The organism is Mesorhizobium monacense (assembly GCF_056781675.1).
Genome location: NZ_CM165567.1, coordinates 2,511,358 through 2,535,140, shown reverse-complemented (window position 1 = coordinate 2,535,140; position 23,783 = coordinate 2,511,358). Strand labels below are relative to the sequence as shown.

29 protein-coding genes are annotated in these 23,783 nt (G+C 62.7%); 19 read left to right on the top strand and 10 right to left on the bottom strand.

Annotated features, from left to right (window positions below; genetic code table 11):
* Nucleotides 1-372 precede the first annotated feature (372 nt).
* The 5 genes from AC1RUK_RS12265 to AC1RUK_RS12245 form a co-directional block, all read right to left on the bottom strand.
* Complete coding sequence (locus AC1RUK_RS12265; protein WP_481839523.1) at nucleotides 373-663, bottom strand: hypothetical protein; 291 nt, start codon at nucleotides 661-663, stop codon at nucleotides 373-375.
* Nucleotides 664-737: 74 nt separating this feature from the next.
* Entirely contained in the window at nucleotides 738-1,343 is a 606-nt protein-coding gene (locus tag AC1RUK_RS12260) for an ATP-dependent Clp protease proteolytic subunit (protein ID WP_006202045.1), read from the bottom strand.
* A gap of 22 nt (nucleotides 1,344-1,365) precedes the next feature.
* Nucleotides 1,366-1,839 carry an SRPBCC family protein gene (locus AC1RUK_RS12255; RefSeq protein WP_481835422.1) on the bottom strand — a complete coding sequence of 158 codons (474 nt, stop codon included), beginning with the start codon at nucleotides 1,837-1,839 and terminating at the stop codon, nucleotides 1,366-1,368.
* Nucleotides 1,836-2,150 carry an ArsR/SmtB family transcription factor gene (locus tag AC1RUK_RS12250; protein WP_481835423.1) on the bottom strand — a complete coding sequence of 105 codons (315 nt, stop codon included), beginning with the start codon at nucleotides 2,148-2,150 and terminating at the stop codon, nucleotides 1,836-1,838. Before AC1RUK_RS12250 ends, AC1RUK_RS12255 begins: the two co-directional genes overlap by 4 nt.
* Nucleotides 2,151-2,194: 44 nt before the next feature.
* Nucleotides 2,195-2,584, bottom strand: a complete 390-nt coding sequence (locus AC1RUK_RS12245; RefSeq protein ID WP_481840251.1) for a cupin domain-containing protein — start codon at nucleotides 2,582-2,584, stop codon at nucleotides 2,195-2,197.
* Between the two features lie 214 nt (nucleotides 2,585-2,798).
* On the opposite strand from AC1RUK_RS12245, the gene ssb reads away from it, so the two are divergent.
* From ssb to AC1RUK_RS12200, 9 genes are all read left to right on the top strand, one after another.
* Nucleotides 2,799-3,320, top strand: a complete 522-nt coding sequence (ssb, locus tag AC1RUK_RS12240; protein WP_192178862.1) for a single-stranded DNA-binding protein — start codon at nucleotides 2,799-2,801, stop codon at nucleotides 3,318-3,320.
* A 37-nt stretch (nucleotides 3,321-3,357) separates the two neighbouring features.
* On the top strand, nucleotides 3,358-3,756 hold the full coding sequence (locus tag AC1RUK_RS12235) for a DUF2306 domain-containing protein (protein ID WP_481835425.1): 399 nt from the start codon (nucleotides 3,358-3,360) through the stop codon (nucleotides 3,754-3,756).
* A 31-nt stretch (nucleotides 3,757-3,787) separates the two neighbouring features.
* Nucleotides 3,788-4,213 (top strand): OsmC family protein, encoded by a 426-nt coding sequence (locus AC1RUK_RS12230; protein WP_481835426.1) that lies wholly within the window; start codon nucleotides 3,788-3,790, stop codon nucleotides 4,211-4,213.
* Nucleotides 4,214-4,473: 260 nt separating this feature from the next.
* Nucleotides 4,474-5,199, top strand: a complete 726-nt coding sequence (locus tag AC1RUK_RS12225) for a hypothetical protein (protein WP_481835427.1) — start codon at nucleotides 4,474-4,476, stop codon at nucleotides 5,197-5,199.
* A 416-nt stretch (nucleotides 5,200-5,615) separates the two neighbouring features.
* Nucleotides 5,616-6,041 carry a hypothetical protein gene (locus AC1RUK_RS12220; RefSeq protein ID WP_481835428.1) on the top strand — a complete coding sequence of 142 codons (426 nt, stop codon included), beginning with the start codon at nucleotides 5,616-5,618 and terminating at the stop codon, nucleotides 6,039-6,041.
* 146 nt (nucleotides 6,042-6,187) lie between these two features.
* A complete protein-coding gene (locus tag AC1RUK_RS12215) occupies nucleotides 6,188-8,020 on the top strand; it encodes a type I secretion system permease/ATPase (RefSeq protein ID WP_481840250.1) in 1,833 nt (610 codons plus the stop codon).
* A 62-nt stretch (nucleotides 8,021-8,082) separates the two neighbouring features.
* Nucleotides 8,083-9,750: an HlyD family type I secretion periplasmic adaptor subunit gene (locus tag AC1RUK_RS12210; protein WP_481835430.1), complete on the top strand. Its 1,668-nt coding sequence runs from the start codon at nucleotides 8,083-8,085 to the stop codon at nucleotides 9,748-9,750.
* A 2-nt stretch (nucleotides 9,751-9,752) separates the two neighbouring features.
* Nucleotides 9,753-10,796 (top strand): hypothetical protein, encoded by a 1,044-nt coding sequence (locus tag AC1RUK_RS12205; RefSeq protein WP_481840249.1) that lies wholly within the window; start codon nucleotides 9,753-9,755, stop codon nucleotides 10,794-10,796.
* A gap of 169 nt (nucleotides 10,797-10,965) precedes the next feature.
* On the top strand, nucleotides 10,966-11,745 hold the full coding sequence (locus AC1RUK_RS12200) for a response regulator transcription factor (RefSeq protein WP_481840248.1): 780 nt from the start codon (nucleotides 10,966-10,968) through the stop codon (nucleotides 11,743-11,745).
* Nucleotides 11,746-11,810: 65 nt separating this feature from the next.
* Here the strand turns inward: AC1RUK_RS12200 and AC1RUK_RS12195 are convergent, their stop codons facing one another.
* The 3 genes from AC1RUK_RS12195 to AC1RUK_RS12185 form a co-directional block, all read right to left on the bottom strand.
* Nucleotides 11,811-12,440 carry a MarC family protein gene (locus AC1RUK_RS12195; protein ID WP_481835433.1) on the bottom strand — a complete coding sequence of 210 codons (630 nt, stop codon included), beginning with the start codon at nucleotides 12,438-12,440 and terminating at the stop codon, nucleotides 11,811-11,813.
* A gap of 94 nt (nucleotides 12,441-12,534) precedes the next feature.
* Nucleotides 12,535-12,912 carry a VOC family protein gene (locus AC1RUK_RS12190; RefSeq protein WP_481835434.1) on the bottom strand — a complete coding sequence of 126 codons (378 nt, stop codon included), beginning with the start codon at nucleotides 12,910-12,912 and terminating at the stop codon, nucleotides 12,535-12,537.
* A 32-nt stretch (nucleotides 12,913-12,944) separates the two neighbouring features.
* Complete coding sequence (locus AC1RUK_RS12185) at nucleotides 12,945-13,475, bottom strand: hypothetical protein (protein WP_436174833.1); 531 nt, start codon at nucleotides 13,473-13,475, stop codon at nucleotides 12,945-12,947.
* An 85-nt stretch (nucleotides 13,476-13,560) separates the two neighbouring features.
* Here AC1RUK_RS12185 and AC1RUK_RS12180 point away from each other — a divergent pair, with 85 nt between their 5' ends.
* Entirely contained in the window at nucleotides 13,561-14,388 is an 828-nt protein-coding gene (locus AC1RUK_RS12180) for a helix-turn-helix transcriptional regulator (RefSeq protein ID WP_481835435.1), read from the top strand.
* A 178-nt stretch (nucleotides 14,389-14,566) separates the two neighbouring features.
* Complete coding sequence (gene gyrA, locus AC1RUK_RS12175; RefSeq protein ID WP_481835436.1) at nucleotides 14,567-17,362, top strand: DNA gyrase subunit A; 2,796 nt, start codon at nucleotides 14,567-14,569, stop codon at nucleotides 17,360-17,362.
* A gap of 69 nt (nucleotides 17,363-17,431) precedes the next feature.
* On the opposite strand, the gene AC1RUK_RS12170 is transcribed toward gyrA, so the two are convergent.
* The gene (locus AC1RUK_RS12170; RefSeq protein ID WP_481835437.1) at nucleotides 17,432-17,584 is read right to left on the bottom strand and encodes a hypothetical protein; all 153 of its coding nucleotides are present in this window, start codon (nucleotides 17,582-17,584) and stop codon (nucleotides 17,432-17,434) included.
* A 194-nt stretch (nucleotides 17,585-17,778) separates the two neighbouring features.
* Between AC1RUK_RS12170 and coaD the strand changes: the two genes are divergently transcribed.
* From coaD to AC1RUK_RS12130, 8 genes are all read left to right on the top strand, one after another.
* The gene (gene coaD / locus AC1RUK_RS12165) at nucleotides 17,779-18,279 is read left to right on the top strand and encodes a pantetheine-phosphate adenylyltransferase (protein WP_481835438.1); all 501 of its coding nucleotides are present in this window, start codon (nucleotides 17,779-17,781) and stop codon (nucleotides 18,277-18,279) included.
* Nucleotides 18,280-18,389: 110 nt separating this feature from the next.
* The gene (locus tag AC1RUK_RS12160) at nucleotides 18,390-18,884 is read left to right on the top strand and encodes a peptidylprolyl isomerase (RefSeq protein WP_481839524.1); all 495 of its coding nucleotides are present in this window, start codon (nucleotides 18,390-18,392) and stop codon (nucleotides 18,882-18,884) included.
* A gap of 26 nt (nucleotides 18,885-18,910) precedes the next feature.
* A complete protein-coding gene (locus tag AC1RUK_RS12155; protein WP_481835439.1) occupies nucleotides 18,911-19,423 on the top strand; it encodes a peptidylprolyl isomerase in 513 nt (170 codons plus the stop codon).
* A gap of 12 nt (nucleotides 19,424-19,435) precedes the next feature.
* On the top strand, nucleotides 19,436-19,885 hold the full coding sequence (locus tag AC1RUK_RS12150) for a DMT family transporter (protein ID WP_404276922.1): 450 nt from the start codon (nucleotides 19,436-19,438) through the stop codon (nucleotides 19,883-19,885).
* The gene (queA, locus tag AC1RUK_RS12145) at nucleotides 19,885-20,973 is read left to right on the top strand and encodes a tRNA preQ1(34) S-adenosylmethionine ribosyltransferase-isomerase QueA (RefSeq protein WP_481835440.1); all 1,089 of its coding nucleotides are present in this window, start codon (nucleotides 19,885-19,887) and stop codon (nucleotides 20,971-20,973) included. Before AC1RUK_RS12150 ends, queA begins: the two co-directional genes overlap by 1 nt.
* Nucleotides 20,963-21,232, top strand: a complete 270-nt coding sequence (locus AC1RUK_RS12140; protein WP_481835441.1) for a hypothetical protein — start codon at nucleotides 20,963-20,965, stop codon at nucleotides 21,230-21,232. The genes queA and AC1RUK_RS12140 overlap by 11 nt, the downstream gene beginning before the upstream one ends.
* Nucleotides 21,225-22,355 carry a tRNA guanosine(34) transglycosylase Tgt gene (gene tgt, locus AC1RUK_RS12135; RefSeq protein WP_481835442.1) on the top strand — a complete coding sequence of 377 codons (1,131 nt, stop codon included), beginning with the start codon at nucleotides 21,225-21,227 and terminating at the stop codon, nucleotides 22,353-22,355. Before AC1RUK_RS12140 ends, tgt begins: the two co-directional genes overlap by 8 nt.
* 72 nt (nucleotides 22,356-22,427) lie before the next feature.
* On the top strand, nucleotides 22,428-23,153 hold the full coding sequence (locus tag AC1RUK_RS12130; protein ID WP_481835443.1) for an SDR family NAD(P)-dependent oxidoreductase: 726 nt from the start codon (nucleotides 22,428-22,430) through the stop codon (nucleotides 23,151-23,153).
* 13 nt (nucleotides 23,154-23,166) lie between these two features.
* Here the strand turns inward: AC1RUK_RS12130 and AC1RUK_RS12125 are convergent, their stop codons facing one another.
* The gene (locus AC1RUK_RS12125; protein WP_436174843.1) at nucleotides 23,167-23,586 is read right to left on the bottom strand and encodes a DUF4864 domain-containing protein; all 420 of its coding nucleotides are present in this window, start codon (nucleotides 23,584-23,586) and stop codon (nucleotides 23,167-23,169) included.
* Nucleotides 23,587-23,783: the final 197 nt, after the last annotated feature.

Genomic DNA, 23,783 nt, shown 5'->3' with positions numbered 1-23,783 from the left:
CGCCTCAGGCGGCTTGCGAGACGCCGCAGGCTTTTGCGATTTGCGCTTCGGACGACATCGTCGCAACGGACAGAGGAGCGGAGCATGACGCCACCGGACAGTCCCTTGAGGCTCCAGATATGCCTGGAGCCGCGGCGGGCATAAGTGCCAGGGTGGGCGTGAGCGCCCGACCCGACAAACCGTGACCTGCCGATCCCCCTGACAATCAGAGACCACTGGTCGGATCGTCGGCTGAATGCCGCGAAGCATCCGAAATCAAAGTCGGTATAACACTACCGACACATTGGATTTAAGATCCATAAAAGGCCCCGTCCGTTTGCGGAAGCAGCGGCGGGGCCGTTCGTTTGAGGAGATGGCGGCAAGACCCGAAAGCTACCGGCCGGATGGCCTGATCGCGCCGGCGCCGATATCGACGGTGATGCTGCCGGAAATCCTGACATCGGTGTCGCCGATCTTGAACTGGCCGTTGCCGCTGGCAGGCAGCGCGTCGTCGGGCTCGGGCTGAGGAGCCGGCTTGGCGATGCGATAGTCGCTGGTCACGCCCGGCAGGGCGCCTTTCTGGGTCGAACTGTCATCGGCAAAGGCAGCTCCAGCCAGCATGCTGGCGCTCGCGAGGGCGGCAGTGACGGTGCAGAAAAGTCTGGACAAGCGGATGTCACTCATTGCCGAACTATAGGGTCGCGCCGCAGGCGGTGCCAGACCGGCAGCAATCAAATTGCCGAGCGTGAGCAGCCTCCTCAAGCCGCCTTCTTGCGGGTGTCGAACACATGGTCGACGAGACCCCAGGCCTTCGCCTCCTCGGCGGTCATGAAATAATCGCGGTCCAGCGTGCGTTCGACTTCTTCGTAAGTACGCCCGCAATGATGCGCGTAAAGCTCGGTCATGCGCCGCTTGGTGCGCAATATGCCCTCGGCATGGCGCTGGATGTCGGAAGCCTGGCCCTGGAAGCCGCCCAGCGGCTGGTGCAGCACGATGCTGGTGTTGGGCAGCGCGATGCGCCGCCCTGGTGTGCCGGCCATCAGCAGGAAAGACGCCATCGAGGCGGCAAAGCCCATGCAGACGGTCGATACCGGGCAGGAGATGTACTGCATCGTGTCGTAGATGGCGAAGCCGCTGGTCACCACGCCGCCTGGCGAGTTGATGTAGAGCGAGATCTCCTTCTCGGGATTGTCGGATTCCAGCGACAGAAGCTGGGCGCAGACCAGCGCCGACACGCCGTCATTGATCTCTCCGTTGATGAAGACGATGCGCTCGCGCAGCAGCCGCGAAAATATGTCGAAGGCGCGTTCGCCACGGCTCGATTGCTCGATCACCATCGGCACCAGATTGGCAAGGCCGCTCATTGTCTTTCTCCGATCTCGTTGGTCAGGCCGCGCGCAGCAGGCGATGCACATTCGCGGCGCTAGGTAGCATCGACCTGCGCGCGTCGAGCGAAAGCCGGCAGCCGGCGCCTGCCATGGCGACCACAGGCGTTGCTGCCCGGGCGAACCCGTCATGGACAATACGCAGATGCGTGCCGCCCGAAGCCGTACGGTCGAGGGTAAACGTGACGATGCTGTCGAGCGCTTGGCTGGCATCGTCCGGCTCCGGCCGCTCGCGCCAGGAATAGCGCAGCAGCCGTCCGGGCTCGGCATCGAGGATTTCGCAGTCGATCGGCGCGTCCGGCCCGGCAAAGGCAAAGCGGCGGCCGATCTCGGGCTTGATGTCGTTTGGCATCATCCAGGCCGCGAGCAGCTTCGGCTCGGTCAGCGCGCGCCACACTTTCTCCGGCGGCTCCGGCAATTCGCATTCGAATTCGAGCGAGTCCGCAACACTTTTAGCATGTTCTTTCAGTGTCATTGGTCCATGTCCTTCAAGACAGCCTTCAGCCTTTCGATGCGCTCCGGCCAGAACGCACGGTAGCGCTCGATCCAGCCGAGCAGCGGGTCGAGCCCTTGCGGATCGGCACGGTAGTAAGCGTTGCGGCCGGCCCGCCGCTCGGTGACCAGGCCGGCGCCGCGCAGCACCGCCAGATGCTGCGAGACCGCCGGCTGCGATACCGTCAGGCCGGTGCGCAGCTCCGACACCGTCATCTCGCTGGCGGCAAGCCGCTCGTAGACGGCGCGGCGCGTCGGGTCGGCAAGGGCGCGAAAAATCTCTGCTTCGATCATGGTCAAAGCATAAGTGGATACTTATCGATTTGGCAAGTGCTGTTTTAAGGCGCCGCCGGAAGCCAGCGTCTCACCGGCTCGGCAGATCCGTCAAAAATTGCCTCGAAGATCGGTGATGCCAGCACGGCATGGATGTGAAGCGTCTCGGTGCCGACGTTTCGAAAACCGTGCTTCCTCTTCGCGGGCACGAGAAGCGACTGTCCCGCCGTCAGCGTCATGCGGTCGTCGTCGATCCACATTTCGGCGGTTCCGCTGATGACGGTAAGCACCTCCTCGACCGAGTGCCAATGTGTCGGAGCCCCGACACCCGGCTGAACCCATTGTTCAAATAGGCAGAGCTGGCTGGCACCGTTGCCGGCGGAAACCTGCATCCGGGTTTCCACGCCTGCCCGCCACGGCTCTCGCGGATGATCCATGTGTGCGATGACTCTCATTCGCAGCCGCCGCCTTTCGATCCCGACATATTCGCAATTTCAAACGGGCACCCTACCTCTTGCTGACATTCCTTGACAGCCGGGAGTGACAAGAATAGAACAAAAAAAGAACAAAAACCTTGTGGGAAAAGGCAGCCACAGCAGGCGGGGATTGTCCGTAGCCTGTAAGGTGCGGTCGGCAAAAAATTGTTTCGGATGAGCGCGGAGAAGTATGATGGCGGGTAGCATCAACAAGGTCATTCTGGTGGGCAATCTCGGGGCGGACCCTGAAATCCGCCGCCTGAACTCGGGTGAGCCGGTCGTCAACATCCGCATCGCCACGTCGGAAAGCTGGCGCGACAAGAATTCCGGCGAGCGCAAGGAAAAGACCGAGTGGCACAACGTCGTCATCTTCAACGACCAGATCGCCAAGGTCGCCGAGCAGTATCTGAAGAAGGGCATGAAGGTCTATGTCGAGGGCCAGTTGCAGACGCGCAAATGGCAGGACCAGACCGGCAATGACCGCTATACGACCGAAATCGTGCTGCAGAAATTCCGCGGTGAATTGCAGATGCTCGACGCGCGCGGCGAGGGCGGCGGCCAGGTCGGCAACTATGCCGGCGGTGGCAACAGCAGCCGCGGTTCCGATTTCGGCCAGTCTGGCCCGAACGAAGGTTTTAGCCGCGGCGGCGGTGGCGCCAAGGGCGGTGGCGGCGGTGGTTCGTCGCGCGAGCTGGACGACGAAATCCCGTTCTGACGATCGAGATCCCGTCAGCATTTGAGGAGAGGGCGAGATGTCGCTCGGACCGCTTCTATCCGCGCCCCCTCCCATTCCATGGCATGCGTTCGCGGCCTTTGCCGCGCTGGCTGTAGGCGGAGCGCAGTTGGCGCTGCCGAAAGGCACGCTGCGCCACCGTGCGATGGGCTATGTCTGGGCCGCGCTGATGCTGGTCATCGCCATCTCGAGTTTCTGGATCCAGCAGATCCGCGTCTTCGGCCGCTTCAGCCCGATCCATCTGCTGTCGATCCTGGTGCTGGTCACGGTACCGTTGGCGGTCTGGCACGCGCACGCCCATCGCGTCGAAAGGCATCGCCGCGTCATGATTGCGACCTATGTTTTCGCTCTGATCGGCGCCGGCGTGTTCACGCTGATGCCGGGCCGCATCATGCACGCGGTCGTGTTCGGCCGGTAATCAGCGCGATGCACTTGTAGGGAAGAATCCAGTGAAAGCACGCGTGAAATGGGTCGAGGAACGTACCTTTGTCGGCGAGTCCGGCAGCGGTCATAAGGTCGTGCTGGGCACCGCTTTCGGCCCTGAAGGCAGGACGCCGGGTCCGAGCCCGATGGAACTGGTGCTGATCGGCACCGGTGGCTGCTCGGCCTATGACGTGGTCCATATCCTCGAAAAGGGCCGCGAGGCGGTCGAGGACTGCGTCGTCGAGCTCGACGCTGACCGGGCCGAGACCGAGCCCCGGGTCTTCACCCGCATCCACATGCATTTCATCGTCAAGGGCCGCGCGCTGTCACACGACAAGGTGAAGCGGGCGATTGATCTGTCGATCGAAAAATATTGCTCGGCGACTGCGATGATGGCCAAGACCGCGGCTGTCACCCACGATTTCGAGGTTGTCGATACCTCGGCGAAGTAGCGCTGGCGGTTTGCCGCGTGAGTTGAAACCGCGTCGGGGGACTCTCGACTCGTCGAACATCCGGAATTGCCCGTACGGATTAGTCTCAACGAGTGATACCGCCAAGAAGCAGCGTTGGTCTCAGTGCCTGCGGGCTAGTGCTCCAGGGATTCCTTCGTTGCTTCCTGCATCGCGGCATCACCCGACTTGGCGTCTATCACTGCGTTTTGGAAGATGGGATGCTGGGTCGCTGACGTCGACATGAACCATGGAGGCGCACGATGGAGCCTGATGAGAAGGCCAAGAACGACGCCACGGTGGGTGACCACTCGAAAGAGAACGGGGCCGCCGAAGTCGCCGCACTCGACCACGACGAGCACGACATCTCCGAACATGGTGTCGCGGATCCTGGTGACCTCGACATCGGCGTGAACCAGGACTCGGAGACTGGCGACGACGTCGGTATGGGGGTGTCGATCATCGGTTCGCAGCCTCCCACCGTGAAACTCGACGCGGAGGTCGACCAGGACGGCGAGATAGATCAGGACGCGGAGATCGCGAGCGAAACGGGCGTTTCCGGAGGCCGGGACATCGAAGTCGCGGCCGATCAGAGGCCCGAGGTCGATCAGAGGATAGAAGTCGATGTCGAAGTCAGCGAAGACGACGGGATTATCATCGTCGAAATCGACGCCGAGGTGGAAGACGATGTCGAAATCGAGAGCGATCTCGATGTCGACGTCGACGATGACGACGAAGACAGCCTCGATGCCGAGATTAATCAGGAGACCGAGACTGACGGAAACCTCGATGTCGATGTGGAAGTCCGCGATGACCTCGATGCCGAGGTCGATGTAGACATCGCCGCCCTCATCAAGACCGCTTTGCTGGGCGCCGTCGATGTCGCAGAGAACGATGACGCGGCCTCCATCGATGTCGACCTTTACGAGAAAGCCGCCGTCGATGGAGATGTCGGGATCATCGTCGACTTGAGCGACATCGACGCCTGAACTTTCATGGCCTGAGCAGGAAAAGTGCGTAGCGGTTTTCTGTCCGGAATTGCGTAAGAACAAAGACTTAGAGCGGGTCGGCTGCCATCAATAGCTGAACCGCTCTGGGGGGAGCAAGCCGGGGTTCGCCCCGGCTTTTTCGTGCTTCGGCTCGCGCGGCGGCAGCGCTTCGACTTTGGGTTACCCGGAGTGGTCCACCTGTTCGGGTCGTGCATCATCCATAAGGACGAGCCAACTTGCATTGGCAATTGCCGTTTGGGCCGAATGCTCATTGGTAACTATTTTCCACAGCGTGAAACAGAGATGCTTGCTGCATCGGCGGGCTGTCTCAGGATCCGCTTGGATCGTAACCGTCGGTCCGCTCCGCAAGCAAGCGCTCGCCAGGGCGGCTGTCCTCGAACAGGGAGGGTGAACCCTTGTCTAAGAAAGCTTACGGCAAATTTGATCCGACCCAATTCAACATCGACGTCGATGCCGACATCGATCAGAAGCTCGATCAGGACCAGGATCAGGACGTAGACGTCGATACCGACCAGGACTCCGACGTCGATATCGACAACGAAAATTATGCTGACATCGACAACAAGACCGACCAGGACGCAGACACCGACAACGACGCCAAGGCCCGCGCCGACGCCGACGACAAAAGCGATGCAGACGCCGACGCTGACGCCGACGGAGACGCCGACAACGACAACGACACCGACATCAAGGTCGACCAAGACAACGACAATGACGTGGATGTCGACCAGAAGCAGGACGTCGACGTTGATGTCACCCAGGATCAATACGCTGAACAGGACGCCGACATAGACGTGAACTTCGACTTCGACTTCGCCTGATAAGTCTTGTTCGAAAAGGGGCGCCCAGATCTTGTCTGGGCGCTTCCCCGGGGCGGCCTGTAGCGAGCGCACGGCGGTGAGTGCGGCCTCGCGGGCTTGCCCTTCCTGCCGGCGCCAGGCCGCTACTCTGACGCCGCCGCGGAGACATGTCAGCCATGAGTTTCCCCAAGGCCTTTGCAACGACCGAAGTCGAGCGCGCATTCCATCATTGCAGGGTCTCGCTGCTCCTGGTCTTCGTGCTCAGCTTCTTCGTCAACCTGCTCGCTCTGACAGTCCCTCTCTATCTCCTGCATGTCTATGATCATGTCCTGTCGAGCCACAGTCTCGACACGCTGGTAATGCTGACCGTGATCGTGATCGTGGCGCTGGCGGTGCACGCAACACTCGAAGCCCTGCGTCGCGCGATACTCGCCCGGATCGGCGTCTGGCTCGACGACCGGCTTCAGACCTCCGTTCTTGTCGCGGCTGTCCAGTCGGCGTTGCGTAGCGATCCGGCCGCGGCGGCGCAGGCCTGGCGTGATATCGGTGGCCTGCGCTCCTTCTTCGGCGGCAGCGCCTGCACTTCTCTGTTCGATCTGCCCTGGACGCCCATCTTCATTCTGGCAATGATCATATTGCATCCACTTCTCGGCCTGATCGGCCTTGTCGCGTCAGTTGTCCTGTTCGGGCTGGCGATGCTCAACGAAGTAGCGACTCGCAAGCCATTCGCCCGCTCCAGTGCCGCCTGGGCAGAGAGCCAGCACCGGTTCGAGGCGCTCCTGCGCAATGTCGAGGTCATCAGCGCCATGGGAATGCTGCCAGGGGTGGCCCGCCTGCTGAACGACGATCAGTCACAGGCGAAAGAGGCTCAGCTCTCGGCCGCCGCACGCGCCAACGTCATCCAGTCCCTTGCTCGCTTCGTGCGGCTACTCGCTCAAGTCATCGTCATGGCCTGTGCCGCTTGGCTAGTGATCCTGCAGGATGTCAGCCCGGCGGCGATCTTTGCGACGTCGATCCTGCTCGGGCGGTCCCTGGCGCCGGTTGAGGCCGCCATCGGCACCTGGAAGGCGGTTTCGAGCGTGCGCCTGGGCTACGTCCGTCTCAGGAAGATCATGGCGGCGGCGCCACAGCCTCGAAAAGCCATGGAACTGCCACGCCCCAATGGGCAGTTGTCCGTTGAACAGGTAACCTTCCTGCCGCCAGGCGCGAACACGGCGGCGTTGCGCCGGCTGAGCTTTGTGGTCAACCCGGGGGAGATCCTGGGAGTGATTGGTCCGTCCGGAGCGGGAAAGTCGACCCTTGGACGCCTTATCTCCGGCACGATCGCTCCAACTGCGGGGCATGTGCGCCTTGACAGCGCGGACATGGGGATCTGGCTGGCCGCCGGCGGTCACCGACACTTCGGATACCTTCCGCAGGACATAGAAATCTTCGGCGGCACTGTTCGGGAAAACATAGCCCGCCTGCAGGATGCGTCGGCCGATGAGGTGATCGCAGCCGCCGCCATGGTGGGGTTTCACGACACGATCATGCGGCTTCCGCTGGGCTATGAGACCGATATCGGCGAAGGCGGCATGAGGCTGTCCGGCGGGCAACGGCAGAGGCTTGGCCTTGCCAGGGCATTCTTCGGACATCCCCGCGTCATCGTGCTGGACGAGCCGAACGCCAGCCTCGATTTCGAAGGCGAAGAGGCCTTGCGGCAGGCGATCCAGGAGATGCGCCGACGGGGATCGACGATCATCATCATCGCCCAACGCCTTCGCGTCCTGAACATGTCCGACAAGGTTCTGGTGCTCGACAATGGCATGATGAACGCCTTCGGGAACCGTCGGGAAGTCGCCGGCAAGATCAAGACCGTGCGCGCCACCGTTGCGACCGGGCAACAGATCATCACTGCCCGCAGTAGTGTCAGGCAACTGGGCCGTGAGGGCGTCCCGGAACCTGCAAGGCACAAGGCAGAGAAGAGGCCCGTTCCAGGGGAGCGATCCGGCGTGTTGTGAAACACTCAAAGCACATAGTCGCGCTCTATCTTGCGGCCATCCTCTCGCAGTGGTCGGGGACGATGCGCCGTGCGCGCAAATTCGGCGCAAAGGCCTTTGAGGTCGTCGGCGTTTTCGTGGCCGGCTTCGGCGCCGCCTTCTTTCGATGGTCGGAAGCGACGAGGCAGTCCATCAAACGAAGGGTGTCATCAGCAAGAACCGCCTTGGATGGGACTACCGCGAATATTCCTTCAATCATACCGGTCGGTGACCGGTTGCGCGCAGGCTGGACGACATTCGGCGTGGTGACGACCAGGCTCCGAGGATTCCTTGGAAGAGCCAATGCCCGGCACGGCGAAAGGACGCGCTTCAGCAAAGGGTTCAGGGAGGAGCGCGCCACGATCGGTTGGAACCGCACCGTCACGAAGGTGCTTGCTTCTATCCCGACGCTGCCGGCGACACCGTTCCATCGCCTGCGTCTGCTTTTCGCGAGCGCCTTTGCGGTCGTCGGCGTGTTCATAATCGGCTTCAGCGTCTGGGCGGCCTATGCCCCGTTGGAAAGTGCTGCAATCGCGGCGGGTGCCGTCGAAGCCGAGTCGAGCCGCAAGACCATCCAGCATCTGGAGGGCGGCATAGTCGGACGCATTCTGGTGAAGGACGGCGATGAGGTGGTCGCCGGCCAACCCCTCATCGGCCTTGACGACACCAAGGCTCGCGCCACCGTCCAGATGCTCCAGATGCAGCTCTGGGACGCGCAGGCGCTGGAGGCACGCCTGGTGGCGGAGCGCGACGACCGGGAGCGCATCCAGTTTCCGCAGGACATAGTGGCGGCGGCCCGGCAGTATCCTGCCGCGGCGGGAATTGTCGCCGGGCAGACCCGGATTTTCGACACCCGCCGCAGGCTCAATTCATCGCGGATCGACATGATCCAGCGGCGCATAGCCCAGACCGAGCAGGAAATCGCCGGGCTGCGTTTTCAGGCCAATGCGGCCACGTCGCGTGCGACGATTATCAAGGGAGAGATTGCCGACGTCGCCCCCCTGGTCGCCAAGCGTCTTCTGACCCGCTCGCGTTTGCGGCAGCTGGAACGTGAACAGGCGGAGATCGATGGACGGATCGGCGAGGCAACGTCCCAGATATCACGTGCGGAGCAGGCGGTCGGAGAATCGCAGGCGATGATCTTCAAGCTCGAGAGCGACCATCAGAGCGAGGTCGCGCAGAACCTGCGCGATACCCAGGCCCAGATCCTGCAGTTTATTGAACGCATTCAGGCGGCAAGGGACGTGCTCGCCCGAACGATGGTTCGCGCGCCGGAGGCTGGCACCATCACCGATCTGCGCATCCATACGACCGGAGGGGTCATAGCCCCCGGCGAGCCGTTGATAGACCTCGTGCCGAGTGATGACCGCCTCATCGTGCTGGTCCAGGTCAAGCCGGAAGATATCGACCTGGTTCGTCCAGGTCTCCCAGCCCGCGTCCGGCTGCTGTCCTACAAGCATCGCCGCGTGCCGCCCGTGGAGGGCGTCCTCACCTATGTCTCTGCAGACCGTTTGATCGATAGTGAAACGAGACGGCCCTACTATACCGCCCGTGTCCGGATCAGCGAGGCTTCCCTGCGCGCATTGCCGGAGGTCGATATCATGCCGGGAATGCCTGTCGAAGTGCTGATCAAGACAGGACAATTCACGGTAGCCCATTACACACTGCGCCCGGTTCTCGACGCCTTCGATCGTGCCTTTCGGGAGGATTGACGATGTATCGCGTCGACCCGGGCACTCGGCATCTCCCGCCCGCCATCGTATCTGATCCGGATGAAATCTTCGGACCGGAGATGGCGTTTGCTGGCAGCTTCGCCCACGCTCCCGCGTTGCCGCCCCCAGCCGCGATATCGGCGACCCAACCGGCAGTCGAGTTGCCGCCTGTCGAGCAGGACACCGATTGGGAAGTCTCACCGATGCCGATAAAGGCGCCGGCGTCGTCCACCGTCTCCCATGGCGCGCAGGCACCTGGGGGAGGCGTCGAGTGGCCCCATTTTATGCCAATTATGGTGGCCGAGAGCTTCGCTCCGCCAAAGCCCCCCGCGATCGCCCTTCGGGACGTGGCCAGCGAATCTGCCCACCCCGAAGAGGAAGGGCAGGATGAGCGGCCCGAGTTTGAAAGCGATGACGCCTGCCGGCCGCACGACACCGATGGCGTGGCTTCCGAATTCGGCGACGTCGACAGCATCGACGTCACGCAAGTCGCGCTGGTTGAGCAGGACGCCAGCATCATCGTCAACGGCTATGCGGGCGCCGTGGTCACGCGTCTGCTGATAGACCAAGACCTGATGATGGATCAGGACGCGGACCTTTCGGTCACAATCGATGGCGACGGACATTTCGTCGTTCTGCTTGACCAGGACATGCGCATCGATCAGGATCTCCAGATCGACGTCGACATGTTTGACGTCGACGGTGTGCTCTATGTGGATATTTTCCTGCGCGGCACGATCGAGATTGAACAAGACACGGCTATCGACGTGCGCATCACCGACGGAGCTTCTGGCGGCACGGTCGACGTGAACCAAAGCATCGAGATGGATCAAGACGTGGACATAGACGTCGACATCGAGGACGAGCTGGAAGAACGCTATGTCGTCGATGTGGATGTCCTGGTCACGCAGACGATCGACGCCGATCAAGATGCTATTGTGGACATCGAGGATTGGAATGGGGAGATCGACTTGGATCTGGACGCCATCCAAGCGGCGACCGTCGAGCAGCAAACCATCGTGCAGGCCGATCTTGTGTTGATCTAGCCCACCCGACGTTCATCGAGCTCGTCGCGACCAGTTCGGGGTCCGAGGGTCGGTGACCACTGCCCCGCGATTCAAACGAATTTGAATCAAATGCGCTCTTTCTTAACCATATCCCGAACTATCGGTAGATTAGCGCGGACTAACACGATTAGATGCCCTTGGGGCGGCAATGACGGGGAAGCAATTGACTCTCTCGTTTTCGGCCGAACAGAACGGCTTAGCGCATGACCGCCCTTCCATTGTCGTTATCGACCACCATCCGCTATGGCGAAGTTGCCTGGCCCGGATTCTTAGCGCCGAGTTCCAGGAGTTCGCCGTCCTGGAAATCGAGACCGCGCACCACTGGGATTCCATCATCGGCAAAGACATCAGACTCGTCGCTCTCAACACAGGGAGCTTGATCGTCACGGACGAGCGAGTGCTGGAGAACCTCGCCTACCTTCGTCGATCTCTGCGCGAGGGATATCTCGTGCTCCTCACGGAGATCGACGAGTTGACGATAACCGATGCGATGATCTCCGAACTCAGCAGATATGGCGTAAGAGGCTACATTGCAGCTTCCGCCTCCGTCGAGATCGCGCTCGCGGCGTTTCGGCTTGTGATGGCAGGCGGGGTCTATTTTCCACGATCGGTGATCATGGACTGCTCCGACTGGACGCCGGTCTCACCTGACAACATCGTCGCCCTGCAACCGGCCGCGACCATAATTGGAATGGCGCCTGCCATCGCCAACACGGCCTGCGCCATATTCACGGAACGCGAGCGACAGGTTATGGCATCCCTGCTACGTGGCCTGTCGAACAAGGTCATCGCCAGCGAACTGAATCTGTCGCAGAATACGGTCAAGTCGCACATATCGCACATCATGCGCAAACTGCATGCGACGAACCGGACCGAAGCAGTCGTACTCTCTCAGCACGCCGGACCCGTTACAAATGGAGGGTTGTAGCGGGGCATTTCCGATGCGCCCTCGGCTTCGGCTGTTGAACTGGATCGGCCGCGCCGGGGTTTGGGTTACCCCGCCATCAGCGCCTTGATGCCGTCCGCCACGAACTGCACGGCCAGGGCCGCCAGGATGACGCCGAGCAGCCGGGTCAGGATCGAGCGGCCGGTCTGGCCGAGGATCCGGTCGATGCGCTCGGCCAGCACGAACACCAGATAGGTGATGGCGAGGCAGAGGAAAATGATGCCGACCAGTGCCGCCTGCGCGCCAAAACCCTGAAACGAGCCGGAAAGCAGCACCGTCGCCGAAATCGCGCCGGGGCCGGCGATCAGCGGGATCGCCAGCGGAAAGGCCGCGATGTTGTGGATCATGTCCTTGGTGATGGCGACGTCGCCGATCTTTTCCTTGCGGTCCTGCCGCCGCTCGAACACCATTTCGAAGGCGATGAAGAAGAGCAGAAGACCGCCAGCGACGCGGAAGGCCGGCAGCGTGATGCCGAACACCGACAGGATCGATGCGCCGGCAACCGCGAACAGCGCCATCACCAGGAAGCCGATGGTCGAAGCGCGCACCGAAACCTGCTGGCGCTCCTCGCGGTTCATGCCGCGTGTCACGGCGAGAAACAGCGGCGCCAGCCCGGGCGGATCGATGGTCACCAGGATGGTGACGAAGGCGTTGAATAGGCTGTCGAAGCTCGGCATCTTTCACCCCTCCCGCCGGGCAAGGCCCGTACCCCTCAATTGGTAGAGCAAAGCAGGGGCGCTGGAAACAGCGCGGGAGGAGGATTTGAGCCGGCTAGCCGGCAGCGCTGCAATAGGCTTCGATGCGGTAGCCATCCGGGTCGATGACGAAGGCAGCATAGTAGTTTTCGCCATAGTCGGCGCGCAGGCCGGGCGCGCCATTGTCGCGGCCGCCTTCGCTGAGCGCTGCCGCGTGGAACGCATCGACACTGGCGCGCGTCGGCGCGGCGAAGCAGAAATGCAAGCCGGACTTCGCGTCCGCCTTCACCGGCCGCGGCGCTTCGTTCACCCATAGCGCCACTGTCTTCCCGCCATAGCCAAGCGAGCCGGGTGACTGGCTGAGGCATGTGTAGCCGAGCGGTTTCAGCGCGGCGTCATAAAAATGTTTCGCGGCATTGGCGTCGCGGACGCCGATCGAGACGTGGTCAAGCATAGTTTCCTCCATGTTTGCAAATGGTTGGTTGATCAGGCTGGAGTAACGCGGCGCGCCAGGAACTCGACCTCGAGGCGCCAGTCCTCGCTGCCGTCATGCGAACACTCGCCCAGCCATCGGAACGAGTTTTCGGTGATCCGGAAAAAGCTCCAGCGTACGGAGGAGCCGCGGGCGTCGACACCTTGCTGGACGATCGTGTCGCCTTCGGCACGGCCGAGCTGGCGGCTGAAATACTGGTTGCGCGGATCGCTCCAGAAAATGTGCCAGGCATCGACGCCGGGATCGTAGACGCGCAATGTCGTGCCATAGAACGTCCACGTGCCGAGCGACGGCAAGGGATCGGCATCGCGCGCGGGCAGGATCCATACGTCCTGGATTGCCTTGCCTTCCAGGACCCAGCCGAAATGCACCTCGCCGCGCCCGGTAAGAACCGTGCCGTCTTCGAGGTGGCGTGTGGCATCGAAAGTCCAGGCGCCGACGAAGCGGCCGTAAAGGTCCAGCTTTTCGGCCAGGTCGGGGTAGGGTCCGTCGCTATGCAGGGCTTCGGTAAAGGGATCGGTCATGGTTGCTGCCTCGTTTGTCAGGAGACCGCGACCAATAGGGGCATGGCAGGGTTCTGCGCTTGGGAAAAATTGCTATCTTTCGGCCATGACGACGAGCGAGCAAAACCTTGCATCGGGGCAGGGCTGGCACGTGGCGGACGTGGTGTGCACGGCCGGCGCCGGCGACAGCTCGTTCGAGGAAGAGCACCGGACCTTTTGTGTTGCCGCTGTGACTCAAGGCACCTTCCGCTACCGCACGCGCCAGGGCACGGCGATGCTGGCGCCAGGCGCCATCCTGCTCGGCAATCCCGGCGCCTGCTATGAATGCGGCCACGAGCATGGCGCCGGCGACCGCTGCCTCTCCTTCCATTTTACCCCGGCCTATATGGAAGGCATCGTCGCTGAGGTGCCTGGAGCAAGGCGGCTGGGCTTTGGGGTGCCTCGCTTGCCGCCCTTGCCGGCGCTGGCGCCGCTGCTGGCGGAGGCGGAGGCCGCGCGCGAGACGGCCGACGGCGATGCGTTGGAGGAACTCGGTCTGCGCATTGCCGGAGCGGTGGTGGCCGTTGCCGCCGACGCCGCGCATGTTGGCCGCGCGCCGAGCCGCCGCGACCAGAAACGCGTCGCAGAAGCGGTGCGGCGGATCGAGCTCGATGCCGATCGGCCAATCTCGCTCGCAGAACTTGCCAACTGCACGGCGACCAGTCCCTACCATTTCCTGCGCACCTTCCGGCATGTCGCCGGAATGACGCCTTACCAGTTCCTGCTGAAAACCAGGCTGCACCGGGCCGCGGTGCGGCTGCGCACGTCGGACGAGGCGATCTCGACGATCGCCTTCGAGGCCGGCTTCAACGACCTGTCGACCTTCAACCGCCGCTTCCGGCGTGAAATGGGGCAGGCGCCCGGCGCCTATCGCGCCCGTCGGCAGATCGCCTAGCGTTCACCCGCTTTGCCCGGCGGCGGCGAAAAGCGCCTTGGCCATATCGTCGCAATTGACGGTATCCTTTTGAAATTGCCGCCGAAATTGTCTTTGGAAAAGCCGTCGCCGACATTGGAGTTTCGGCCGCTCTTCCTATATAAGCAGCCAGTGATTCCTGACTGGATTGTGACCTGATTTGACCGACCAGAAGACACCGCGCGGCGCCGACGGCGGCCCGACCGGCATCGAGCCGATATCCATCATCGAGGAGATGCAGCGCTCCTATCTCGATTACGCCATGAGCGTGATCGTCAGCCGTGCGCTGCCCGACGTGCGCGACGGCCTGAAGCCCGTGCATCGCCGCATCCTCTATGCTTCGCATGAGAGCGGCTACCACTGGAACCGCAAATATGTGAAATCGGCCCGCCCGGTCGCCGACGTGATGGGTAAATACCATCCGCATGGTGACGCCTCGATCTATGACGCCCTGGTGCGCATGGCGCAGGACTGGTCGCTGCGCGTGCCGCTGATCGACGGGCAGGGTAATTTCGGCTCGATCGACGGCGATCCGCCGGCGGCGATGCGCTACACCGAGTCGCGCCTGACCAAGGTCGCGCATGAATTGCTCGAGGATATCGACAAGGAAACCGTCGATTTCCAGGACACTTACGACGCGTCGGGCAGCGAGCCGAAGGTGCTGCCGGCGCGATTCCCCAACCTTTTGGTCAACGGCTCCGGCGGCATCGCCGTCGGCATGGCCACCAACATCCCGCCGCACAATCTCGGCGAAGTCTGCAACGGCGCCATCGCCCTCATCGACAATCCGGCGATCGACCTGCCGGCGCTGATGGAGATCATCCCCGGGCCGGATTTCCCGACCGGCGGCATCGTGCTCGGCCGTTCCGGCATCTACAGCGCCTATTCGACCGGCCGCGGCTCGATCGTCATGCGCGGCAAGGTCAACATCGAACAGCGCGGCAACGACCGTGAGTCGATCATCATCACCGAGGTTCCCTACCAGGTGAACAAGTCGTCGATGATCGAGAAGATGGCCGAACTGGTCCGCGACAAGCGTATCGAGGGCATTTCCGACATTCGCGACGAGAGCGACCGGCAGGGCTACCGCGTCGTCATCGAGTTGAAGCGCGACGCCGTCGCCGACGTCATCCTCAACCAGCTCTATCGCTTCACACCGCTGCAGACCTCTTTCGGCGCCAACATGGTGGCGCTGAATGGCGGCAAGCCGGAACTGCTGACGCTGACCGACATGCTGAAGGCCTTTGTGGCTTTCCGCGAGGAGGTGATCACCCGGCGCACCAAATTCCTGCTGCGCAAGGCGCGCGATCGCGCCCATGTGCTGGTCGGTCTGGCCATCGCCGTCGCCAACATCGACGAAGTCATAAAGCTGATCCGCAGCGCGCCGGACCCGCAGACCGCGCGCGAACAGTTGATGAAGCGGCGCTGGCCGTCCGGCGACGTCGAATCGCTGATCCTTCTGATCGACGATCCGCGCCACCGCATCAACGAGGACGGCACCTACAATCTGTCCGAGGAGCAGGCGCGCGCCATCCTCGAGCTGCGTCTGCAGCGCCTGACCGCGCTCGGCCGCGACGAGATCGCCGACGAATTGAACACGATCGGCGCCGAAATCATCGACTATCTCGACATCCTGTCGTCTCGCGTCCGTGTCCAACAGATCGTCAAGGACGAGCTTGCCGCCGTGCGCGACGAGTTCGGCACGCCGCGCCGCACCGAGCTCTCCGAGGGCGGGGCGGATATGGAAGACGAAGACCTCATCCAGCGCGAGGACATGGTCGTCACGGTCAGCCATTCCGGCTACATCAAGCGCGTGCCGCTGTCGCTCTACCGGGCGCAGCGCCGCGGCGGCAAGGGCCGCTCCGGCATGTCGACCAAGGAAGAGGATTTCGTCACCCGGCTGTTCGTCGCCAACACGCACACGCCGGTGCTGTTCTTCTCCTCACGCGGCATCGTCTACAAGGAAAAGGTGTGGCGCCTGCCGATCGGCAACCCGCAGTCGCGCGGCAAGGCGCTGATCAACATGCTGCCGCTGGAGCAGGGCGAGCGCATCACCACGATCATGCCGCTGCCGGAGGACGAGACCAGCTGGGGCGAGCTCGACGTGATGTTCGCCACCACTCGCGGCACCGTGCGCCGCAACAAGCTGTCCGACTTCGTCCAGGTCAACCGCAACGGCAAGATCGCCATGAAGCTGGAGGAGGAAGGCGACGAGATCCTCGGCGTCGAGACCTGCACCGACAATGACGACGTGCTTTTGACCGCAAGCTCCGGCCAGTGCATCCGCTTTTCGGTCGGCGACGTGCGCGTCTTCCAGAGCCGCAACTCGGTCGGCGTGCGCGGTATCGCCATGGCCGATGCCGACAGGGTGATTTCCATGGCGGTCATCGAGAATGTCGATGCTCCGCCGGCCGAGCGCGCCGCCTATCTCAAGCGAGCGGCGGCCGAACGGCGGCTCGCCGCAGGCATTGCCGCTGGTGAAGAGGAAGAGATCGCGCTGACCAATGAGGAGATCGGCGAAGAGACGGAACTTTCCGACGAACGCTACGAATTCCTGAAGACGCATGAGCAGTACGTGCTGACGGTGACCGAATATGGCTACGGCAAGCGCTCATCGTCCTACGATTTCCGCCTGACCGGGCGCGGCGGCAAGGGCATCCGGGCCACCGACGTCTCGAAAGTGGCCGAGATCGGCCGGCTGGTTGCGACTTTCCCGGTCGGCAATGACGATCAGATCATGCTGGTCTCGGACGGCGGCACGGTCATTCGCGTGCCGGTCGAGGGCATCCGTTTCGCCAGCCGCGCCACCAAAGGCGTGACCATATTCAACACCGCCGAAGACGAGAAAGTGGTGTCTGTCGAGCGGATCTCGGAACCGCAGTCGGACGAGGAAGAGATCGTCGAGGGCGAGGCGGATACCGCAGGCGGCGACGCCGGTGCGGACAACGCCGAATAGGCCTGGAAACAGCGACGCCGGCCCGATGGGCCGGCGCAGTCGATACTATCAGGCAAGATGCCGGTGAATTCAGTAGTGGCGGTGCGGCTTGCGGGGGCCAAAACCTTCGAAGCGCTTCGTGGTGACCCTGGCGCGAACGCGCCCAGCTTCCTGATGCAGCCCGAATACAGTGGCGATCAGCATGGCGACGGTCATTGCGGTGGCTAGCATGTAGATCAGCATGTGCGTGTTCTCCTGCGCCTAATAACGGTTAGATGGGGATTTGGTTTCATCATCTGAAGTGGCAACCTAGTGAACGCTGCGTGAAGCCTTCGTGATCAACGCATTCATCTGTCGTTCATGTCTGCGAAAAGGTTCACGGACATGATCTCGATCGGATTTGCCTTCCGCCCGCGCGCCCGCTAGAAGCACCAGCCATGACCGAACGCATCGCCCTCTATGCCGGCTCCTTCGACCCGCTGACCAACGGCCATCTCGACGTGCTGAAGGCCTCGCTGGCCGTCGCCGACATCGTCTATGCGGCGATCGGCATACATCCCGGCAAGAAGCCGCTGTTTTCCTTCGAGGAACGGGTGAAGCTGATCGAGACCGCAACAAAGGCGGAATTCGGCAGTAACGGCGCCCGCATCAGGGTCGTCGCCTTCGACGGGCTGGTGATCGATGCGGCCAGGAGAGAGGGCGCCTCGATCATGATCCGCGGCCTGCGCGACGGCACCGATCTCGACTATGAGATGCAGATGGCTGGCATGAACGAGACCATGGCGCCGGGACTGCAGACGGTTTTTCTGCCCGCCAGCCCCTCGGTCAGAACCATTACCGCCACACTTGTCCGTCAGATAGCTTCGATGGGAGGAGACATCCGCCCCTTCGTGCCGGCGGCGGTTGCCGGTGCGCTCACCGCCAAATTCGCAAAATAGGTTTCTCGGAGAAGACCATGCAGCTGAAAAAGCTCGCCTCGTTCCTCGTTGTGCTTGCCGGTCTCGTGACCGCATCCGTTTCGGCCTTTGCCGCCGATGCAGAAAACACCATGATCATCACGCTGAAGGACGGCGACGTCACCGTCGCGCTGCGGCCCGATCTGGCACCCAAACATGTCGCGCAGATCAAGAAGCTGGTGCGCGAAGGTGCCTATGACAATGTCGCCTTCCACCGTGTCATCGACGGCTTCATGGCGCAGACCGGCGACGTCAAGTTCGGCAACATGAAGAAGGGCTTTAACTCCCAGGCTGTCGGCACTGGCGGCTCCGATCTTCCTGACTTGCCGGCCGAGTTCTCGCAGAGCGAACACTACAAGCGCGGCGTGGTCGGCATGGCCCGCTCGCAGGATCCGAACTCGGCCAACTCGCAGTTCTTCATCATGTTCGCGCCGGCGCCGCCGCTCGATGGCCAATACACCATCGTCGGCAATGTCGTCAGCGGCATGGAACTGGTCGACCACATCAAGAAGGGCGACGAGGCCGACAACGGCACGGTCACCGACCCCGATCGGATGATCAAAGTGCGCATCGCCGCAGACAAATAATCTGTTTTTTCAAAAGGATACCTGACATGGCTGAGATCAAGGACCGCGAGAACGCGCTCATCATGGAAACGACCAAAGGCCAGGTCGTCATCGAACTTTTGCCCGATCTGGCGCCCGGACACGTCGCCCGCATCAAGGAACTGACACGCGAAGGCGCCTATGACGGCGTGGTCTTCCACCGCGTCATCGACGGCTTCATGGCGCAGACCGGCGACGTCAAGTTCGGCAATTCCTCGAAGCCGACTTTTGCGCCGTCGCGCGCCGGCATGGGCGGCTCAGACAAGCCCGATTTGAAGGCCGAGTTCTCCAACGCCAACCATGCCCGCGGCACCTGCTCGATGGCCCGGGCGCAGAACCCGAATTCGGCCAACTCGCAGTTCTTCATCTGCTTCGACGATGCCGCCTTCCTCAATCGCCAATACACGGTCTGGGGCCAGGTCATCGAAGGCATGGACAATGTCGACAAGATCAAGCGCGGCGAGCCGGTGCAGGATCCCGACAAGATCGTGTCGCTGAAGGTCGCGGCCGACGTCAAGTAAGGCGAAACGACGATGATGGGCGCTGTCTGGTCCCTGCTAGGCATACTGTCCGGCGCCTTCATCGCCGTACAGGCGCCCATCAATTCGCAGCTGGCGCGCGGCTTGGGTCTCCCGGTCGCCGCGGCTGCGTTCTCGTTCCTGTCGGGCGCCATCGTGCTCGGCATCATCGCCGTCGCGGTGGTGAAGCTGCAGGGCATCTCGCTCGACTGGAAGGCGCCGGCGCCCTGGCTGTTCGTCGCCGGCGGCATGCTCGGCGGCTTCTATGTCACGCTTTCGACCATCCTGACGCCACGCATCGGCGCCGCCGCCCTGATGGCGTTCCTGGTTGCCGGGCAGTTGCTGGCCGGCATGCTCATCGACCGCGCCGGCTTCCTTGGCGTCGCCGTGCGCGAGATTTCGCTCGGCCGTGTCGCCGGTGCGGTTCTGCTGCTGGCCGGAGCGCTGCTTATCCGGCTCTACTGATGCGCGTCGATCTCTTCGATTTTGACTTGCCGGAGGAGCGCATCGCGCTGCGTCCGGCCGAACCGCGCGACAGCGCGCGCATGCTGGTGGTCAAGCCCGGCCAGGGGCTCGACGACCGGACGGTGCGCGACCTGCCATCGTTTCTCGAAGCCGGCGACGTGTTGGTCTTCAACGACACCAAGGTCATTCCGGCGCAGCTGAAAGGCATCAGGCGGCGCGGCGATGCGCAGGCGCAGGTCGAGGCCACGCTGCATATGCGCGTGGCGCCGGACCGCTGGCAGGCCTTCGTGCGGCCGGGCAAACGCATCGCTGCTGGCGACTGCATCCATTTCGGCCATGACGGCAACTCCTGCTTCCTCGGCCAGCTCGACGCCACGGTGATCGAGAAGGGCGAGGCCGGCGAGGTCTTGCTCGGCTTCGATCTCTCCGGCGCATTCCTCGACGAGGCACTGCACGCCGTCGGCCATATCCCGCTGCCGCCCTACATCGCCTCCAAGCGCGACGATGACGAGCGCGACCGCAGCGACTACCAGACCATCTACGCCAAAGAGGAGGGCGCGGTCGCCGCACCCACCGCCGGCCTGCATTTCACGCCGGAGCTGTTTGCAGCACTCGACGCCAAAGGCATCGAGCGCCGTTTCGTCACCTTGCATGTTGGCGCCGGCACCTTCCTGCCGGTCAAGGCAGACGACACCGCCGACCACAAGATGCATGCCGAGACCGGCTCGGTCAGCCTGGAGACCGCAGAGGCGCTGAACGCTGCGAAGGCGAGGGGCGGACGCATCATCGCTGTCGGCACGACCTCGCTGCGCCTGCTGGAGAGTGCTGCGCGCGAGGACGGCACGCTCGCCGCATGGTCGGGGCCGACCGACATCTTCATCACGCCCGGCTACCGCTTCGGGACGGCCGACATGCTGATGACCAATTTCCATCTGCCGCGCTCGACACTGTTCATGCTGGTTTCGGCCTTCTGCGGCCTCGATACGATGCGCGCGGCCTATGCGCATGCCATCGACAACAGCTACAGATTCTACTCCTACGGAGATGCAAGCCTGCTTTACCGAGCGGAGACGAGCGATGGACGATGACCTCGTTAGCCTGGACCGCGACGCCCTGATCGCCGAAGTAAAGAAGCTGCGTGCCGGCATTCGCACCCATCGCGATGCCACCGGCCATGATCTGTGCTGGCATCATCCCGACTTGTGGTCGCTCTTACCGGAGAAAACCGAGCCGGCGATCGCCGTGCCGCCCTGGCCAAAATTCATGCGCGGCTGCATCCGCTACCGGCAGTCGCTGGACAAACAGGCTCCGGGCGCGCCGGTGCACGACAAGGAATTCAATGGCTGAGGCTTTCTCCTTCAAGGTGCTGGCAACGGACGGCAAGGCGCGGCGTGGCGTTATCGACATGCCGCGCGGCGAAATCCGCACGCCCGCCTTCATGCCGGTTGGCACCGGCGGCACCGTCAAGACCATGTATATGGATCAGGTGCGCAACCTCGGCGCCGATATCATCCTGGGCAACACATACCATCTGATGCTTAGGCCCGGCGCCGAGCGCGTGGCGCGGCTCGGCGGCCTGCATGAATTTGCCCGCTGGCCGCATCCGATCCTGACCGACAGCGGCGGTTTCCAGGTGATGTCGCTGTCGAAGCTCAGGAAGCTGACCGAAAAAGGCGTCACCTTCCGCTCGCATATCGACGGCGCCGCCTATGAGATGTCGCCCGAGCGTTCGATCGAGATCCAGGGGCTGCTTGATTCCGACATCCAGATGCAGCTCGACGAATGCACGGCGCTGCCGGCCAAGGAGAAGGAAATCGAGCGCGCGATGGAACTGTCGCTGCGCTGGGCCGAGCGCTGCAACACGGCGTTCGGCGACCAGCCGGGCAAGGCGATGTTCGGCATCGTCCAGGGCGGCGACGTGCCGTCGCTCAGGGTGCGCTCGGCACAAGCGCTGAAGGCGATGGAGCTGAAGGGCTATGCCGTCGGCGGCCTGGCTGTGGGCGAGCCGCAAGCGGTGATGCTCGATATGCTCGACATCACTTGCGCCGAATTGCCTGAAGACAAACCGCGCTATCTGATGGGCGTCGGCACCCCGGACGACATCATCAAGTCGGTGGCGCGCGGCATCGACATGTTCGATTGCGTGATGCCGACCCGGGCCGGCCGCCACGGCCTCGCCTATACCAGGCGCGGCAAGGTCAATCTGCGCAACGCCCGCCATGCCGGCGATCCGCGCCCATTGGACGAGGAGAGCGACTGCCCGGCAGCGCGCGACTATTCGCGCGCCTATCTGCACCATCTGGTGCGCTCGCAGGAGGCGCTGGGCGCGATGCTGCTGACCTGGAACAACCTTTCCTATTACCAGAAGCTGATGCAGGACATTCGAACCGCAATCGAGGCTCAAGCCTTCGAAGCGCGGGTGGCGGAGATTTCCGAAGGCTGGGCGCGAGGTGATGTCCCCGCCCTCTGAGCGGCGCCTTACCAGAATCGTGTGATTGACGGGCCGGTTGCCGGCGCGCAGAGTCCCGCTGAGGGACGTGTCATGACCGTGACATATGACTTTGGCGGCAAGACCGCCATCGTAACTGGCGGCGCAAGAGGCATCGGCAGGACCGTCGCCCAACAATTGGCGCGGTCGGGCGCTGACGTCTGGATATGGGATGCCGATGTCGTGCCGGCCGACGGAACCCACAGCCAGACGGTCGACGTAACCAAGGCGAGCGACATAAAGAACGCCCTGACAGAGGTTGTCGCCAAGGCCGGCCGGATCGACATTCTGGTCAACAATGCGGGCTATCTTGGCCCGTACCGCGACTTCGAGGCCTTCGACCCGGTCGATTGGCAGCGCATCATCGGTGTGAATCTCATCGGCGTGTTTGAGGTCACGCACCAGGTTTTGCCGGTCATGCGAAAGACTGGCAGCGGCCGCATCGTCAACATGGGGTCTCTCGCGGGCAAGGAAGGATTGCCGAGCCTTGCAGCCTATTCCGCGGCGAGCGCGGGCGTCATTGCTTTCACCAAAGCCCTGTCGCGAGAGGTTTGCGATACCGACATCCGCGTCAATTGCGTCGCGCCCGGCCCAATCGATACCGATCTTATCAGGCGTCTTGGAAACAAGGTCGTCAGCGACATGATCGGCGCCAGTCCGCTGAAACGGCTTGGGTCCGTCGATGAGGTTGCGGCGTTGGTACTCTGGCTGTGTTCGGATGCCAGCAGCTTCAACACCGGGGCCGTGTTTGACATGTCTGGCGGCAGGGCCCGGTACTGATATCGACTTTGCCTCAGGTGCTGACCGAGGTCGACGCGCGCAGGCTGCAGCCGGTGATCTGGAAGCTGCCGTCCGGCTGCTGCTCCAGCGTATAGACAGCCTCGTAGTCCTTGCCGTCCGGCCCGACGATCAGCACCTGCTGGACGATCGAGGTCGGACCGGTCTGCTGCACCTTGCCGAATGAATAGTTCTGCGGCTGGCGCACCGGCGCGTAGCCGTTGGTGACCATGTTCATGAAGGTGTCGACGGTCGGGAAGATGCGTTTCACATTCGGCGCCGCGTAGCTGTAGGCGGTGGCGCCGTCATTGGCGATGAAGGCTTTCAACTGACTGTCGATGACCGTCTGCGCTGCCTTGATTTCGGCATCGCCGGCAAACGCCGAAGACGCGAGAATGAACGGAACGACTGCGAATGCCAGTAAGGTGCGGCGCATGGCCTGCCTCCGGTGTCCCCAGGGAAATCGCTGTTCGAGGTCGACACTATACCATACGCATTGCGGTGCTTCGCGGTTTCAACACGGGCGGAACAATCGCGACGATACCCGCAGCGGCGGCTACCTGAGCGCCCAAATGCTTGAAAGCCGGGCGGCAGTCTGCCACAAGGGCCGCTTATTCGCGCAGAGACTAGGCA